The sequence below is a fragment of the Shewanella colwelliana genome, assembly GCF_001735525.1.
GTDB classification, from domain to species: Bacteria; Pseudomonadota; Gammaproteobacteria; order Enterobacterales; family Shewanellaceae; genus Shewanella; species Shewanella colwelliana.
In genome coordinates this window covers 47,420-65,279 of the sequence record NZ_MCBT01000043.1, presented here as the reverse complement: position 1 = coordinate 65,279, position 17,860 = coordinate 47,420, and the positions used below count along the sequence as shown (strand labels likewise).

The 17,860-nt window shown below is 47.8% G+C and carries 12 protein-coding genes; 5 read left to right on the top strand and 7 right to left on the bottom strand.

Annotated elements, in window-relative coordinates; genetic code table 11:
- Window positions 1-211 precede the first annotated feature (211 nt).
- The 3 genes from BEL05_RS13280 (at window position 212) to BEL05_RS13270 (ending at window position 8,342) form a co-directional block, all read left to right on the top strand.
- Window positions 212-1,606 carry a PhoH family protein gene (locus BEL05_RS13280; RefSeq protein WP_028762677.1) on the top strand — a complete coding sequence of 465 codons (1,395 nt, stop codon included), beginning with the start codon at window positions 212-214 and terminating at the stop codon, window positions 1,604-1,606.
- A 304-nt stretch (window positions 1,607-1,910) separates the two neighbouring features.
- Complete coding sequence (locus BEL05_RS13275; protein WP_069671442.1) at window positions 1,911-5,618, top strand: response regulator; 3,708 nt, start codon at window positions 1,911-1,913, stop codon at window positions 5,616-5,618.
- A 321-nt stretch (window positions 5,619-5,939) separates the two neighbouring features.
- Complete coding sequence (locus tag BEL05_RS13270; protein WP_069671441.1) at window positions 5,940-8,342, top strand: zinc-dependent metalloprotease; 2,403 nt, start codon at window positions 5,940-5,942, stop codon at window positions 8,340-8,342.
- Window positions 8,343-8,400: 58 nt separating this feature from the next.
- On the opposite strand, the gene BEL05_RS13265 is transcribed toward BEL05_RS13270, so the two are convergent.
- Window positions 8,401-9,048 (bottom strand): hypothetical protein, encoded by a 648-nt coding sequence (locus tag BEL05_RS13265; RefSeq protein ID WP_069671440.1) that lies wholly within the window; start codon window positions 9,046-9,048, stop codon window positions 8,401-8,403.
- Window positions 9,049-9,209: 161 nt separating this feature from the next.
- Here BEL05_RS13265 and BEL05_RS13260 point away from each other — a divergent pair, with 161 nt between their 5' ends.
- On the top strand, window positions 9,210-9,515 hold the full coding sequence (locus tag BEL05_RS13260) for a hypothetical protein (RefSeq protein ID WP_037427952.1): 306 nt from the start codon (window positions 9,210-9,212) through the stop codon (window positions 9,513-9,515).
- A 45-nt stretch (window positions 9,516-9,560) separates the two neighbouring features.
- Here BEL05_RS13260 and BEL05_RS13255 read toward each other — a convergent pair whose 3' ends face one another.
- The 4 genes from BEL05_RS13255 to BEL05_RS13240 all read right to left on the bottom strand — a co-directional run bounded on the left by BEL05_RS13255 (window position 9,561) and on the right by BEL05_RS13240 (window position 14,628).
- The gene (locus tag BEL05_RS13255) at window positions 9,561-9,914 is read right to left on the bottom strand and encodes a hypothetical protein (protein ID WP_069671439.1); all 354 of its coding nucleotides are present in this window, start codon (window positions 9,912-9,914) and stop codon (window positions 9,561-9,563) included.
- A 41-nt stretch (window positions 9,915-9,955) separates the two neighbouring features.
- Window positions 9,956-10,282, bottom strand: coding sequence for a hypothetical protein (locus tag BEL05_RS13250; RefSeq protein ID WP_069671438.1), 327 nt, complete (start codon window positions 10,280-10,282; stop codon window positions 9,956-9,958).
- A gap of 167 nt (window positions 10,283-10,449) precedes the next feature.
- Window positions 10,450-13,545: an efflux RND transporter permease subunit gene (locus tag BEL05_RS13245; protein WP_069671437.1), complete on the bottom strand. Its 3,096-nt coding sequence runs from the start codon at window positions 13,543-13,545 to the stop codon at window positions 10,450-10,452.
- A gap of 3 nt (window positions 13,546-13,548) precedes the next feature.
- Window positions 13,549-14,628, bottom strand: a complete 1,080-nt coding sequence (locus BEL05_RS13240) for an efflux RND transporter periplasmic adaptor subunit (RefSeq protein WP_069671436.1) — start codon at window positions 14,626-14,628, stop codon at window positions 13,549-13,551.
- Between the two features lie 197 nt (window positions 14,629-14,825).
- On the opposite strand from BEL05_RS13240, the gene BEL05_RS13235 reads away from it, so the two are divergent.
- Window positions 14,826-15,770 carry a LysR family transcriptional regulator gene (locus BEL05_RS13235; RefSeq protein ID WP_069671435.1) on the top strand — a complete coding sequence of 315 codons (945 nt, stop codon included), beginning with the start codon at window positions 14,826-14,828 and terminating at the stop codon, window positions 15,768-15,770.
- 47 nt (window positions 15,771-15,817) lie between these two features.
- Here BEL05_RS13235 and BEL05_RS13230 read toward each other — a convergent pair whose 3' ends face one another.
- The gene (locus BEL05_RS13230) at window positions 15,818-16,468 is read right to left on the bottom strand and encodes a Qnr family pentapeptide repeat protein (RefSeq protein ID WP_404830507.1); all 651 of its coding nucleotides are present in this window, start codon (window positions 16,466-16,468) and stop codon (window positions 15,818-15,820) included.
- A gap of 5 nt (window positions 16,469-16,473) precedes the next feature.
- On the bottom strand, window positions 16,474-17,841 hold the full coding sequence (locus BEL05_RS13225; protein WP_069671433.1) for an MATE family efflux transporter: 1,368 nt from the start codon (window positions 17,839-17,841) through the stop codon (window positions 16,474-16,476).
- Window positions 17,842-17,860 lie beyond the last annotated feature (19 nt).

Genomic DNA, 17,860 nt, shown 5'->3' with positions numbered 1-17,860 from the left:
TGGCTTGTCATCTTTTTGTCATGCTGGGCTGTGAGTCTCAAAGTGGCTGCCTATACTCTAAGTAACAAGTTTCCGATTGAAGCAAAATCGGTTTGGTGTCAGTATGGATTTGAACATAATGTTGGTTCAATTTTGATTTGATCCGTCACCCTTAATAGTTGGAGTCATAACCTAAGCCAAAAAATCAACCCTACGCACAAGTGGAGGCGCCATGGAACAAGACGACAAGAAGTTGTTTGTACTGGATACCAATGTGTTACTGCATGAACCTTTAGCTATCTATTCGTTTAAAGAGCATGATGTAGTTGTCCCCATGACCGTTCTGGAAGAGCTCGACCAGATAAAAGATAGAAAGCGAGACGTAAGCCGAGATGCCAGAGTCGCTATTAGAGCGTTGGAGGATATCCTCGGTGGCAAAACCACTCCAGAAGAGATTATTAATGGAGTGAAGTTGCCTAAACGTGAAGGCCACGGCGACGCTGTTGGTTCCCTCTCAATATTCCCCGATCACCAACTCGAATTTACTCAAGCATCGCTTCCCGGCGATAACAATGACAACCGTATTATCAATACTGCACTGCACCTGCAAACCTTGCATGCGCCCCGTAAAGTGGTGCTCGTCACCAAAGATATCAATATGCGCCTCAAGGCCAAAGGTGCTGGTATCACTCAAGTAGAAGATTACCGTACCGATCAGCTTATCGATGACATTCGCTTTCTTGCTAAAGGTTTCCATCAGTTTGGTGGTGATTTTTGGGCACGCAAAGAGCACGTTGCGACCGAGGGGCAGGGCCGGCATACGGTGCACAAAATCCCCCTTGCCGAAGTCGGTAATGAAAACTTCTATACCAATCAGTACCTCATCGATGAAGACTCAAACTTTTGTGGCCGAGTGTTAAGCAATGATACTCAAGAACTTGAGATCCTCGATCTAGGCCGCGATCGACTGCTGCATTTGGATGCTTGGGGGATTCGGCCGAAGAATATCTATCAAGGGATGGCGCTTCAGGCGTTACTTGATCCCGATATCGATTTGGTCATTCTCACCGGCCCTGCTGGTTGCGGTAAAACATTGCTAGCAATGGCCGCAGCCTTGGAGATGGTGGTTGAACGGGGGTTATATGACAAAGTGATTGTTACCCGTAACACGCCTGAAATTGCCGAGTCTATTGGTTTCCTACCGGGCACAGAAGAGGAGAAGATGGCGCCATGGTTGGCTGCAATTACCGATACCTTAGAGGTGTTACATAAAAACGATGTTAACCCCACTGGCAGCATGAATTACATCATGGATAAAGCCAATATCCAGTTTAAGTCGATTAACTTTATGCGTGGCCGTTCGATTCAAAATTCTGTGGTGTTACTCGATGAGTGTCAAAATCTAACGGCATCACAAATAAAAACCATGATCACCCGTATGGGAGAGGGTACTAAACTTATCTGTAGCGGTAACTTAGCGCAGATAGACTCTAACTACCTCACTGCGGTGACCTCGGGGTTAACTTACATTGTGGAGCGATTTAAGAACTTTGAGGGCAGTGCTAATGTTTATCTCAATGGGGTCGTACGTTCTCGTTTAGCCGAGTTTGCCGAGGAGAACTTGTAATAACCATCTGCTGACATCAATTCAGGGGTATCCAGATGTTGTCAGTTGTGGATGTTCTAAAAAAGTGTCATTGAGCCGTTTATGTTAGCGATTTAATGCGGCGCATTATCAATCTAAGCGCCTGGTGTTAAAGACTCCATCAATTGGAGTCTTTTTGCGTTGTAGTGCTCACAAATTATTTAAGTTTTACTCAAGCCGGTTGTAGTTTGTATTCCAAAGCTCTGGCTTCCTGATACTATAAGAGCAATATGTTGTGCCATGATATGGATTGATGGTGGCAGGCACTTGTTCTCAAAGGTAATGAATGAAATCGACAGAGCCGGACTTACAGCTTAAGTCTCCCATACAAAAAAACTATAACCGCGCCGTATTTTACACTTACATAGGTGTAATTATTATGGCCTTGCTGACAGCGTGGATGTTTTTTGAACGGCAAAAGACCCAGATGATGAGCCAGCGTGAAGAGCTGGTTGAGCGTCATGTATTGCAGATTGATTTGTTACTTGAGTCCAGTATTCGCGCGGTAAAGAGTTTACGAAATGTGGCGGTTGACCATTTAAAACTCGGTGAGTTGGTGCGTACTGAACGACTGCCGCAATATGAGAAATTTAATGAAAGTGGCCAGTTCTTTACCTTAGAACCTAGCTACGCTACCAGTGGTAAGCCCTTTACCAATATGGGGCGCATCACAGGTGCGGGTTCACTCAACGGCCGCAGTGATAAGTTTTACCAAGAGCTTGAAATGCTGTTCGAATTATCACTCTCATTCCCTGTCGCGACTGAAGCAGCCCCTAAAGCGTCATCTATCTACTATATCTCCAAACACCGCATGATGTCCTACTACCCATGGCCATCGGATGAACAACGATTTCGTGAAGAACTGCTCAACAAAAACCAATTTCAGTTAGCCACACCAGCTATGAACCCGCAGCGCAGTGTGTTCTGGAGCCCCGCCTATGTTGAGCCGACAGACAAAGGCTTACTGACCACCTTAGGTGTTCCCATCTACCTTGAAGATGAGTTTATTGGTTCAATCAACTTAGATATGACGCTCTCTTCCCTGGCAAAACAGATCCGTCTCTACTTTAAGATGCCGGGCACAGTGATTCTGCTTGATCAGCAAAACAACATATTGTCTCACAGTGATATCGACACTGGTGACTTTAACCGGGTGTATCACATTAGTCAGAAGATCCCGTCAGCGCTGCACTCAGTGCCGGAGTCGGAATTGTTTGATGCCCATGAAGGCATTATGCGCAACGGTTACTATATTCACTCAGTGGCGCTGCAAAATGCGCCATGGCGTTTGTTGTATCTGCAAGACGAAAATGAACTGTTTAAAGATTCTTGGGAGAAACTCGAGCTGACCTTCTTGCTGGTGGTTATCGCCCTGTCAGTCTTGGTGACCATTGTTCATTGGCAGACACGCCGCTCATTTGTGAGCCCTGCTTCGCGACTACTCACTCACTTAGAGGGCTGTTCTCAAGAGCCGCGCAAACCGCCTGAGAAGATCACTCAAGGTTGGGAGCCTTGGTTCCAGTTGGTCAGTCGAATTTTTGAAGAGAACCAGCAATATACCCGTCATCTTGCGGAGCAGAACCGTCGATTAGACAAGTTGGTGGCCCGCCGTACAGAGCGTTTGAAAGAGACCACCGAGCGGCGCGAGAGAGAGTATGCATTGCTACGTTCGCTGCTGGACTCTATACCAGAGGCGATTGTCTTTAAGGACAAAGAGGGTAAATATTTAGGGTGTAATAAGTCAGCAGAGCGGATGCTGGGCTATACCGAAAGCGAGATGATAGGTCAGGACTCTAAAACCATGACCAGCAACGAGCAGTCAGTGCGTATTCGCGCTGAAGATGAGCGCGTATTGTCTGAGCGCACGCCACTTCGTTATCAAGAGAAAGTTGAGTTGGCGGGTAAACCTGTATTGCTCGATACTCTCAAAATTCCTTTCTATAACCGTCGTGGCGAGCTACTGGGTTTGATTGCTGTGTGGCGTGATGTAACCCGAGAATATGAGTCAGCTGAACAGCTACGTTTAAGTGAAGAGCGTTATCACTTGGCCATGGATGCGGTAGAAGATGGTCTATGGGATTGGTATTTAGACTCAGAGCAGATCATCTGTAATCCAGCTTACTACTCGATGCTCGGCTATAAGAGTAATGAGTTCCCCGCCTTGGTCTCTACTATCGATGATCTGATTCATCCAGACGATCGCATTCGGGTCGAAGAGTACCGCGAGCAGTATCTTGCCGATCCTATTGGTGCCTACGATATCGAGTTTAGAATGCGCGGCAAGAGTGGCTTGTATCACTGGGTGCTTAGTCGGGGCCGGGTGGTGGAATTCACCAGTGATAATCAGCCTAAACGTATGGTGGGAACTCACAAAGATATTACTCGACATAAGAGTAACGAAGTGGCGCTACTTGAGGCTAAACAGGATGCGGAATCCGCTAACCTGTATAAGAGTGAGTTTTTGGCCAACATGAGCCATGAAATCCGTACCCCCATGAATGCCATTATCGGTATGGTGCAGTTGGCACAGCGTACCTCGCTGACACCACAGCAAGCCGATTATCTCGATAAAGCGGGATTCTCTGCGCAATCACTGCTACGCATTATCAACGATATCCTTGATTTCTCTAAAATCGAGGCGGGCAAGCTAGAGCTTGAGCGAGTCGCCTTCCCTCTAGACAAAGTCTTAGACCACGCGCTTGACCTCAATGCGCTTAAGGCGCAAGAAAAAGGGGTTGAACTGCTTCTGTATGCGCCAGTGACTGCAGGATTGATCCTCGAGGGTGATCCACTGCGCCTAGGGCAAGTGCTGATTAATATGCTCAGCAATGCGGTGAAGTTCACCAAGACGGGTGAGATTGAACTAGGTTGTGAAGACGTGGGAGAGCGGGATCATCGTATCACTCTCAAGTTCTGGGTGCGCGATACAGGTATCGGTATCAGTAAAGAGCAGCAAGAGAGTTTATTTGATGCCTTTGCACAGGCCGACGGCTCCACCACGCGCAACTATGGTGGCACGGGACTTGGGCTGTCAATCAGTAAGCATCTCGTCTCGATGATGGGTGGCACCATGCAGGTAGAGAGTGAAATGGGCGTTGGTAGTACGTTCAGTTTCACCATCAGTTTTGAAATTGCCGAAGAAGCGAAGGTGAAGCCTTTAGTTGTACCAGAAGGCATGGGTAACCTGAGCACTTTAGTGGTTGACGATAATCCCACGGCGTTACAGATATATTCGACCGCAATGCGTGACTTCCACTTCGATGTGGATACGGCGTCAACTGGCGCCGAAGCCCTCTATAAGCTTGAGCGTCGTCCGGTTGATCTACTCTTGCTTGACTGGATGATGCCTGAGATGGATGGGGTTGAGGTGATAAAGCAGCTGGATCTGATGGTGGCCGATGGCCGTATCAGTAAGCGGCCGGTGATCATTATGATGACAGCCTATGCATCTGAGCCGCTAAAAGAAGATCTCGATGATTTAGCCATTTATGCCATGTTGCAAAAACCATTTAAAGCATCGGCCCTGTTCGATGAGATTATCTCTGCCTTTGTCGACCAACCTAAGCTTAATCCTGCTATTGAGCTGGCAAAAGAGCCGGTTAAAGAGCGTGATAGTCAAGTATCGGGTTTGATTCTACTGGTTGAAGATAACTTTATTAATCAGCAAGTAGCGACAGAGTTGCTCAAGAGTGCTGGCTATGAAGTTGACGTGGCGGAAAATGGTCAAATTGCGTTAGATATGGTCGACAGCAAACCTTATGACGCGGTATTGATGGATATTCAGATGCCAGTGATGGACGGATTAACCGCCACCAAAGCGCTGCGAGAACGATACTCACAGCAGGAGCTTCCTGTCATTGCTATGACAGCGCATGCCATGTCCGGCGACAGAGAAAAGAGCCTAGCGGCAGGTATGAATGCCCATATTACTAAACCAATAGTGCTTAATGAGTTGTTCGATACACTGACGCATTGGATTAATCAAAACCCATAGTCAACAGCTCACTATTTAAGGGAGCTTTGGCTCCCTTTTGTTATCCACTCCTCTGCAACAAGTATCCCTTGATCACCTGCTAATGTGGCGGGTTTGGCATTGCACCCAAAGCATCATACTCACACCTTTATACTGATGCGTATAAGCCAAAGCCTCTTAAATGCAGGCTTTGAGCGTTATCCAACCGAACAAATATACTTTCTACAATAGAGGGTAATGCTTGAAATATTTGCACTTGAGGCAAGGAAAATAACTGTTAAGCTAGGCATTGCACACAGGCAAATAAAAATTCACAACTAAATGCCAAGATTAGGAGCATGCATGAAACCCTCTACGATAGCGCTGGCCATCGCATTAGCCATCACTCCAGCCGTCAACGCAGTGGCTGCCACCGATAACAGTAGCAAAATCGTCAAAGCCAGCCAGATCGCCGAAGGGTTTATCAATCTCTTTTATGAAAAACAGTCTGGTGACTTGTACCTCGAAGCCAATCGTTTAAATCAGCCTTTTTTGCTACTGACCAGTTTGCCCCATGGCGTGGGATCCAATGATATCGGGCTAGACCGTGGCCAATTGGGGTTCACCCGTATGGTGCAGTTTGAACGCCATGGTCCATACCTCATTTTAAAGCAGCTTAATACCGATTATCGGGCCAGCACAGATAATGCTGCCGAACAGCGCGCCGTCAAAGAGGCCTTTGCCGAGTCCGTGTTGTGGCGGGGAAAAATCACCCCTGGTAAGCGCGCGTTGGTATCAATTAATGATTTAGTCGTCAATGATCTGCACGGCATTAGTGATGTGCTCGAACAAACCAAGCAGGGCAGCTATCGTCTCGATAAAGAGAAGTCATTGATTCTGCCTGAAGGAGTAAAGTCGTTTGAGCGCAATAGCGATGTCGATGTGTTACTCACCTTCAACGCCGCGAAATCGGGTGAGCAAGTGGCGCAAGTTACCCCTGATGGTAAACATCTGTCACTGCGGTTGCGTTACTCCTTTATTGCCCTGCCAGACACAGATTTTAAAGCACGGCCTTATCACCCCATGAGCGGTTACCTGTCCGATGACTATCTCGATTATGGCACTGAGGTGAATCAAGATATCGTTAAGCGACACCTGCTGCGTCATCGTCTCGAGAAAATCACTCCGGGGGACGCGCCATCAGAGGTGGTTAAGCCCATTATTTATTACCTCGATCCCGGTGTGCCAGAGCCTATTCGCACAGCACTACTCGAAGGGGCTCGTTGGTGGGAAGCAGCCTTTACTGAGGCGGGCTTCATCAATGGTTTCAAGGTGGAGTTATTACCTGAAGACGCCGACCCACAAGATATTCGTTACAACGTGATCCAGTGGGTGCATCGTGCGACCCGTGGCTGGTCTTATGGCAGTGCCATTGCAGACCCGCGAACCGGTGAAATTATCAAAGGTCACGTGACTTTAGGTAGTCAACGCGTTCGGCAAGATCACCTTATTGCTCGCGGCCTTACCGCAGGTTGGGAAGATAGAGCTGCCGCTGAGGAGGCGTCAATGGCCTTGTCATTAGCGCGAATTCGTCAGTTATCTGCCCATGAGGTAGGGCACACCTTAGGTTTAGATCATAATTTTGCCGCATCAAGTAATCAAAATTCATCGGTGATGGATTACCCTCACCCTAAAGTGACACTCAATGGCGATAACATTGATATCTCAGCGCCTTATGATGAAGGTATCGGGGTGTGGGATAAGTTCGCCGTGGCCTATGGGTATGGCCAGTGGAGTGAAGCGAGCCAAGCGGCAAAACAGGCTCAACTGATGCAAGAGGCCGAAGCTGAGGGGTTACGCTTTGTTGGTGAAGCCGACTCGCGCTCTCGAGGCGCTAGCCATGCCTACGCCAGCTTGTGGGATAACGGTAGCGATCCCGTGGCAGAGCTTAATCGTTTAGCGCAAGTGCGCGGAGTCGCGATTAGCCAGTTTTCAGCCCGTGCACTGCTTGCCGATCAACCCGTTGCTGAACTCAGTGATGCCTTTGTGCCTATCTATCTGCTCAATCGCTATCAAATTACCGCAGCGGCGAAGTTTATCGGTGGCACTGATTATAGTTATGCTGAGGGTGTCGCAGGGCATAGCTGGCATTATCTGGCACCCGAGTTACAACAGGGCGCGCTAGAGAGTTTGTTGGCCACCTTAGCGCCTAGTGACCTGACAATCCCTACTGAACTGCTCGACGCCTTAGTGCCTAAAGCGGGTAATTATCAGGCAACGCGTGAAAGCTTCGATTCATCATTGGGGGTGATCACCGACCCATTAGGCATGGCAGAGGTGTTAAGTCGCCACACCGTTAAACAGCTACTGGCCCCGCAGCGACTCAACCGAGTTAATCAAGGTTTCTTGTTCGATAAGGAGCAGCTTTCTGTGGTGAGCTTAGTGAACAAGTTGATGGCTGCGACACTCTATAATGATATTCCCAATGGCAGTGAGCTTGGTGTGTGGATGCGGGTTAATGCTGTAGTGCTTGATGAGTTACTGGCTAGCTATCACAGTGACACGGTGACGTCTGAAGTTAAGGCGCAGCTGTTTGACCGTATCAACTACGCGCAGAAACAGTTGAGCCGCAAAGTTAAACGCAGCAGCGCCTATGAAGCGGCGCATTTTGAATGGCTCAGGCATTCACTAGAGAAGGGGCTTAGTGACAGCAAGGTTAAGCTGATTCAAACACCGTTAACCATGCCGCCAGGTTCACCTATTTAACCCATTAAAGCCCCTGTGATACGGTTAGTTATTACAGGGGCTTTTCAATGTTTTTCTCTTAGAGAAACTGCACCGAATTAAGAAAGTTCTTCGCGGTCTTCTCTTCACGTTCAGATTGATAACCCGCCATAAGTACCAATAGATGCTCATCAACGATATAGATATGCTGGATAAGATTTATCTGTTGTGGTTCTAGCTTCATGACTAGCTGATAACCGCGCACGCCATCGGTGTTGATGTAGCCGCGGTCGATGATGCTCTCTTTTGTCATTGCATTTAGGCCGCCAAATGTGTTTCCTACTGGGCTGTATTTCTCAATCTCATAGGGAAGGAACTCTAGATCTTCCGCCTCGAAACGATCCATGCTTGAGTGGTATGACATAACAAGCATGGTCAGCGAGTTATCTTGGTGGTGCTGACTATCGAGTAGCTCAAAATCAACTTGATTATTCTGAGTTCGTGATACCTTAGGCGCTGGCAAAATATCGAGTGTCACAGGGACAGAGGTGAGTCGATATTCCTCTAACGGGAATGCGGCGAACCAATGTTGGTAGCCAAAATAGCAGGCGATCATTATCACGCCGAGTTTAAACAGGTTAGCCATATCAATTTCCTTATTTAATCCCTCTTTATGAGTTGAGAGGGACTCATCCTTAAGTGTGCCACGGTCTAAACAGTCCGCGATGTTGCCATTGGTATTACCCATGGGCGTCTGATTTATCAATTACTGATTACAGTTACCAAAGCCAATGCCGTCGGTCGAAAATGTATCAATTTGCATAGATTTGTGTGATCGCGTTCATAAAAATGGGTGGTTAAGGTAATATACTTGTTAACTTAATGTGGTCAATAAGATTGGAGTACATGATGAAATTGTTAGCCAGCGCGACCCTAGTGATAGCCTCTCTGTTATTATCCCCTGCAGCCCTTGCCGAAAGGCCTGATTTTTCTAAAACCGTTGCAGCACAATCCGATTATCGATTTGCCGATAATCAACCGATAAAGAAAAATTATATTGTGCAGCGCACCACCCGCCATGATTTCTCTAAGACAACCGCTGCTAATCGCCAGTATGACTTTAGCTACAATAACGCTAGTCCCCATTGTTCAGACAATGCCGTTTCAACTCAGCATGATTTTTCTAAAACGGTTGCGGCGAGCCGGCCCAGCTAACCGCATTGATTGATGAACGCAGCAAAGGGAGCATTGGCTCCTTTGCTAGCTGGCTTGCGCAATATCCAACTGTTTGCCAATACGGTAGGCATCAATAATTCCCACCACCCAACCGGCGATAAACGCTAGGGTTGCCAAATTGATTAGCAGGCCACTATCGCCTGGCGGCACTTGACTTATCTGCTGATAGATCACATTAAAATCTAACGGAATTTCGCCTGATAGAATGCGATCAGAGATAGCTTGCGCTCGCTCAACCGCTTTATAAAGTAGATAGACCAAACCCGATAAACTTAAAAATGAGATAAGCGTACCCGTGTTATAGCGTTTGAGGTAAAAGTGACCACTGCCGGGGCAGACCAGCGCCGACATCAGTGCGGCGGTAATGGCTTTATTCATGCTGCTCTCTTTATTTCGGTCCGTTGCATTAAGATGGTTGATTACTCTAAGTCGATACGACGAAGTGCGGTATGTAGATGTTTGGCTTTAACAATCAGTTGTGATTCGGCCTGAGCGCCCTGTGCTGCCAGTTGGCTTTCGACCCCAGCCAGCTCCTGTACTAACCAGCCGCGAATCATCACATAATAGCGCGAATCGGTGCCATAGTTAGCAATAACCTCAACCGATTTAGCTGAGGGGGAGTCGATGGCGACCGCTAGCGCTTGCACCATAGCGCCTATCTGCTGTTGGGTACTTTGCTCCTCATATTCTGTTGCATGGGCGATACTACTAACTAAGGCTAAGAGTAATATTAAGGTCGCTTTCATTTTGGCTCCTCATTTGTGCTCTTTTTCTATTAGATGAGCAAAATGTATCGCAAAGCGACGAGCTAAGATAGTCGTAATCATGACAAGGATTTTTACAGAAGTGGCTAAGCTGTAATAATATAAGCCCAGCTCAAGAGAGCTGGGCGCGCCGGGAAGCGAGTTTCGGATTAGTTTTGTGGTAGTGACCTCCTGTTACCCGCAGGGTGGGAGATGCCAAAGAGCAAGGTGTAGGTCACAGGTAATACTATTAAGGTCAACACAGAGGCAAAGCCAAGACCAAAAATAATGGTGATCGCCATGGAGCCAAAAAATGCATCTGACAGCAAGGGGATCATACCTAGCATGGTGGTGATGGCCGCCATCAATACGGGTCTAACCCGGCTCACCGATGAATCGACAACCGCTTGATACGCTGCTTTACCCTGTGACAGTTCAAGGTTTATTTGGTCCACTAATACAATGCCGTTTTTAATGATCATACCGGTTAAGCTAAGCAGTCCCAGTAGTGCCATAAAACTAAAGGGGGCATTAAACAATAACAGGCCAGATACCACACCGATTAGCGCTAGTGGCACAGTAAACCAGATCACTAACGGCTGTCTGACCGAGTTAAACAGCAGCACAGTGATCAAGAACATGGCAAGATAACCCAGTGGGATAGAGCTAAATACCGATACTTGGGCTTCGGTTGAAGTTTCATATTCGCCGCCCCATTCCAGCTCATAGCCAGCAGGCAGTGCCATGGCTTCAATCTTGGGACGAAGCTTTCTAAACACAGAATCGGCAGTTTCATCGGAACCATTTATCGGATCGGCATACACGGCTAGTACGCGCTTGCGATCGCGGCGCATGATCAGCGGATTCTCCCATTCCGTACTAAAGTCCGACACCACTTGGCTAATCGGTACAAATAGATTGTTCTCTGAGCTCCACACTTGTAACTCAGACACGCTGTTGGCATTTAAACGTTCGCTGGCCGGTGCACGTGCCACTATGGGTAACAAGTGGCTGTTCTCTCTATATAGACCTATCTGTTTGCCACTAAAGTTTGTGAGCAAGGCATTGTCGATATCTTGCTTGCTGATGCCCGTTTCGCGTGCCTGGGCTAATGCCAATTGCGGACGTATCAGTGTTACTTGGTTGCGCCAGTTGTGGCGTACGCCTGTAGCGCTTGGTTCAGCTTTAAAAATAGCTTCTGCCTGATGGGCAAGTTGTCGCAGTATTTTTGGATCTTCACCATAGAAGCGTGCCTCAATCTTAGCCGCTGGGCTAGGGCCATTTTCCATATACTTAAAGCGGTATTCGGCTTCTGGATAGCTCAGGCTCAACTCCTGTTCAAGGCTGCGCATATAAAGATTAAGCGTGGTGAGGTCGGTCATCTCAATCAGCAGTTGGGCATAAGCCTTGTAACCTTTTTCTGGCACATAGGGCAGTACAAAACGCTGTGCTCCTTGGCCAATGACAGTGGTGATATTAACCAGGCCCCTATCTTCGCTGGCTTGTTGAGATAACAGATCTTGCTCAATGCGTCCCAATAGGGCCTCTGTCGCTTTAATGTCTGTGCCTTCTGGCATCCAAACGTCAACAAAAAATATAGGGGTGTTCGATGCCGGAAAGAAGACATTCTTCACATGGCCAAATCCAACGACAGAGCCCATCAACGCCACGACCACCACCAACAAAGTCAGAGCGCGAAAACGCATCGCTAGGTTAAGGCTGACGCGATAGAGATTAAACAACCAGCCTTTGTATGGGTCGCTATCATTGTCTTCTTCAGTGATACCATCTTTAAACATCAGGTTGCAGAAAAAGGGGGTCAGTGTCATCGCCGTCAGCCAACTAATAAACAGTGATATCAACAACACCTGAAACAGCGATACACAAAACTCACCCGTGGCAGTATCTGATAGGCCAATGGGCGCAAAAGCGATAATCGCGATGATCGTGGCCCCTAATAATGGCCATTGGGTTTGGGTGATCACTTGCTTGGCGGCTTCAAGACGAGTTTGCCCCCGCTTAATGCCAATCAATATCCCTTCGGTCACCACAATGGCATTATCAACAAGCATCCCCAACGCGATGATCAGTGCCCCCAAGGAGATGATCTGCAGCTCAATATTGAGTACATTCATCACCACAAAGGTGCCCAGTATCGTCAGCAGCAGTACCAGCCCCATTAAGATGCCGGAGCGAACCCCCATAAAGATCAATAGTACGCCAATAACGATAGCGATCGATTCCGCGAGGTTAATCAAAAAACCATTGATGGTTTGATCCACCATTTTGCTTTGGTCATATACCGTGGTGAGGCTCATGCCTAACGGCAACTCACCCTCTAAGGCGGCAATTTTCTCATTTAACGCCTCACCCACCTTAACCACATTGACCCCACCAGAGAAGGCGATGCCTACGGATAAGGCTTTTTGTCCTGTACCATGATAAAGGGTGGTGGGCACCTCATCTAAGTCTTTGTAGATGTCTGCAATATCATCTAAATAGATGAGTTTTGCACTCCCAGGAGGGCTGACAACTAAGCGTGAGAGCGCATTGGTGCTATCAAACTCACCGGTTGGATGAATACGGATACGATTATCACCCACCTTAATACTGCCAGCATTGGACACCACGTTTTGGCTGTTAATCAGGCCATAGATATAATCTTGGTTGAGTCCGAGTGCATTGATCTTTTGGGTGGAAATTTCTACCACGACTTGTTCATCAACCGCGCCAGCAATACTGATCCGCTTAATGCCCTTTACCAGAACTAACTCGCGTCTAAGAAAGTCGGCATAATTTTGTAATTCGCGATCGCTGTAGCCCTCACCACTTAAGTTGAGCAAGATGCCATACACATCACCAAAGTCATCAATAACCTCTGGCTCCATGACGCCTTGGGGGAGGATGCCTTTGGCATCGTTCACTTTACGGCGAACCTCATCCCACACTTGCGGCAGTTCGCTCGCGCCATAGTTTTCTTGAATCTCAATCTCTATTTGAGACAAGCCTGCGCTATTAATCGAGGTGATATGCTTGATGCCATCGAGCTGCTGCAAGGCATCTTCCAGTGGCAGTGTCACCTCCTCTTCGACCTGCTCGGGTGATGCTCCGGGGTAGGCGGTGACCACAAGTGCTTGCTTAATAGTGAACTCAGGAAATTCCAACTGTCCTAAATTAAAAAAGGAGAGACTACCGCCAATCAGTAGTAGCAGCGCAAACATCCAACTGACGACTTTGTGGGTGATTGAATACTCAGCAAAATTCATCGACTAAACCCCTCGCTGCCAATGCAAAGGCTTCACTTGCAGATCGTCTTTAAGGTATTGCACGCCCGCCACAACTACTTTGTCGCCAACCTCTATTCCATTGAGCACCTCAATGCCATCGGTGGTGACTTTACCTAGGGTGATCACCTTTGCCTGCACGGCACCTGTATCACTGTTATAGGTCCATACAATGGTTTCACCGTCTAGGTCACGTTTAATTATTGCACTGGCAGGTAGGGTAACCGCTTTGTGGTTTTTGTTGTGTGACAAGTCGATGGTGAGCTGGGCACTCATGCCTGGTAACACGCTAATATCTTGTGGCACTGGGAGCGTAAACACCACTTCATAACTTTGGCTGCCCGGCGTTACTTGGGTGGCAAACTCCTTTAGGCGAGCAGGGTAGCTGTGCTCAGGAGAGTGACTAAACACCACGCTAGGCAGAAAGGGAGTATTAGGGTTAAAGCGTGTCACTTGGCTAGCGAGCGATTCAGGCACTTGAATGACAACATCTATAAAGCGATCTTTTTGCAGCAGTAACACAGGTTGATTGGCTTGAACTATTTGATGATTGTCTATGTTAGTTTTGGCCACTGTGCCGTTAAAAGGGGCCTTAATCACCGTATAACTAAGCTGATCTTGCGCGCTGGCAAGGTTTGCCGCTGCCGATTTGAGTTGTGCTTTAGCCAAGTCATAGTCAGCTTGAGAGATTAACTCACGGCGAAGTAGTTCCCCTTTGCGTTTAAAGTCCGCTGCGGCGAGTTCATGGTCGGCCTCTCGGTTAAGTAAAGTATTGCGTGCATCGCGGTCATCAAGGCGCGCGAGTGTATCGCCCTTATTGACACGTTGGCCCTCAATGAGTGAAAAATCAACGAGTTGCCCCGACAGTCTAAATGACAGTTCCGCTTGCTTGGTTGCAGCAACTTTAGCGGGAAATGTGCGCAATGACGCGGCATTGACATCCTTCACTTCCAAAAGCTTCACAGGTCGAACCGTTGGCACCGTCACCTCAGAGGATTCCGCGCTGCAGCCAGCAAGTATAATGGTCAATACCATTAGTGAAAGAGAGGTTGTCAGGTGTTTCATAACGTAAATCCCATGCATTGTGACAAGATGTATCAAAGTTGTGGCAACGATAACAGGACTATTTGTTGAGTAAAATGGAATTATGTGGAACCATGGGTTCCAAAAAATGAAACTAAGTTTGCTTGATTTACCCTTGTGAGTGTGTGCAAAGTAAAAGGGCAGAATGGCCCCCATTTATTCTATTTTGAGATGTCACCATGAAAACCGAAGATGTTGCGCTGTTCCACCGTATTGTCGAAACTGGCAGTTTAGTGGAGGCTGCAGATATTTTAAATTTGCCTAAGTCGACCCTAAGTCGCCGCTTGCAAGCCTTAGAAGATGAACTCAATGTGAAGCTGTTCCATCGTCAGAGTCGGGCCATGACCTTAACGGCGTCTGGCAGCCATTTTTACGATAAAACTACGCCAATGTTGGCGACATTGGAGCAAACCCTATCGGAGCTGTCTGGCCAAGAGGCACAAGTTGCCGGTCATTTACGCATTCTGATTTTCCCCATCCCCGAGATTCTGCACATTACCCACGCTATTTTTGAGTTTATGGATCTCAACCCAGAGTTAACCGTCGAAATTATCGTCAGCTCTGAGCCTAAGGATATGATAAGAAACAACATCGACTTAGCCTTTATGCTCGAAGATGCCTTTAACGAAAATGAGATGGTGGCACGACACATAATTGACGAAACCGTGCATTTTTTTGCTAGCCCAGAATATCTAGAGAGAGCGGGTAAACCCCTCACGCCAGAGGAGTTACCCGCGCATAACTCCATTTTGTTCCGCTATCCTAATGGCCGAATTTTTAACGAGGTCCCCTTTGGTAAAGAGAAAACTCTGTCGGTAACTGGCAACCTGTGTGTGAACAGTTTGGGCACCTGTTTAGAAGCGACTTTAATGGGGCGAGGGATCTCAATGATGCCACTGCCTATTGCACAAGAGTATGTGGAAAACGGCAAATTAGTGATGCTATTTGAAGACGTGGAGCCCTATGAAGGTAAGTGTTTCTTGGTTTATCCCTCACGGCGTTTTATTAGCTTAGCGAGTCAACGATTTATCGACCATATGATGTTGGCGTTAGAGACATGCATCCAAAATGGTGCCTGCGATCGACAAGCCAAAACCAAAGGCGCGATTAAGCCCCTGATCTAAAATATGGCCTTGGATTTAATCCATAAACGTTGAGATTAACTAGAACATTAATCGGCGCTGATAATGAGGCCGAAGGGGGCAAGTAGTTGCTCTTGTTGCCATTGATTAATCATCACGCCCTCAAGCGCCACTGTGCGTGGATCTAAGCCGTCGAGTTCGACTCGGGTGAGGTTGGCGCCGCGCAGCTCAAAACTGCCCCACTGTTCAGGGCTAAACTCCCCGCCACTAAGGTCTGCGCCCTTCATTGACGCAGCCGTTAAATTAGCGCCGCGCCAGCGATTATCAAACAGTTCGCACGCTTCAAGGAGTACGCCATCAAAGTTACTGTAGGCCAAGTTGCAGCCAGTAATAAACCCACTGCAAAAATAGCTTTTCTGGGTGATGTAGTTGGTGAAACTGGCGCGATGAAAGTCGCTACCTTGTAAGTTACAGTCGCGAAACTCGGCGCCAAAACAGCGACTACCGGTAAAGGTTGCCATGCTCAGATTACACTGCTTAAAACTGGCATTGATTAAGGTGGCGTAGCTAAAGCTGCAACCAATAAGGTCGCCGCTTTCAATAAACTGGCAGCGTTCAAACTGGCAATCACTCAGGTCGGCATGGTTAAATTGGCAGCGGTAGAACTGACAGTCTTGAAAGTGGTGCGCTTGCAGATCTTCACCACTGAAATCATGGTCGACAAAATGTTGTTTCGTCATCAAGTTCATCGCTTAATCAGCTCCACATGTTCAGGGCTTTTATTCGGTTCGCTGATCCGCTTGGCCAAGATATAACAGGCGATGCCCATAAGAGTATTGGTTATCGGTAATGCCAGCAGTAAGCCCTTAACTCCGCCTAAGTAGGAGCCTAATGCGGCCAATGGCAGCAAGAGTAAAAATAACCGACACAGATTGAGCACGAGTGAGCTCATTGGGCGATGATAGGCGTTAAGGGACGTCGCCATTAGAATCACCATTCCCAGCGGGCCATAGGCGGCAGGGAGGGCAATAATATAGAAGGTCAGCCATTCAATCACTTGAGGGTCGCTACTAAATAACTCGGCAATCGGTGTGGCTAAAAATAGCAGTGGCAGATAGAGCAAGGTTTGAAACACCAGCACAAACTTAAGCGACAACAGCAGGGCATCACGGGCTCGTTCAGTCTGGCCTGCGCCAAGGTTTTGGGCAATAAAAGGCACTAAGCTCGATGACAACGCCATTACGGCAATTAACAACACTGACTCTAAGCGCGTTCCGGCCCCAAAGGCGGCCACAGCACTGTGATCGATACGCGCCAACATCGCCATAATGACAGCATTAGCCACAGGATTAAGCAGATTCATTAAGGCTGCAGGCTGAGCAATATGAGCCAGTTGGCGCCAGTTACAGCGCAGACGTTCAAGATTAAACTCGGCAAATTCGACTAAGTTACGTTTAATAATCAGTAAGTAACCCGACAGCGACAGCGCAACGACCCAAGAGATAAGTGTCGCAATGGCCGCACCTTGGATCTCTAAACGTGGAAATGGTCCAAGACCAAAAATCAGTAGGGGGTCGAGCACTAAGTTGATGATGGCGGCCAGCGCCATAATCTTAGCGGGTGATTTGGTATCGCCCGTGGCGCGTAACCCCTGGTTACCCACCATTAGTAGCACCAGCAATGGCGCGCCGAGGTACCATAAAAACATATAGTCGCGTATAAGCGGCAAGCTAGAATCGTTAGCGCCAAGCAAGGTAAACAGCGGGCCAATACAGAGGCTACCTAGCAGTGACAGCCCTGCCGTCAACCAAAAGGTGATCAGTAGGGCGTCGTGCAGAAACACCTTAGCCTTGGCACTGTTACCACTGCCAATGAGTCGCCCTAAATTGGTCGACACCCCAGCCCCAATGCCAATGGCAATGCTAGAGATCACTAAGGTTACAGGAAAGGTAAAACTAATAGCCGCTAATGCTTCAGTGCCTAACTGACTGATAAAAAAGGTATCCACAAGACTGAACCCAAGAATGGTTAAAATACCAATCAGGTTAGGGAGGCTCATGTTTAGCAGTACACGACCGATTGGCTGGCTGAGCAGCCCGTGTCTGTCTCTCATTAAAGTGGATTGCCTAGAT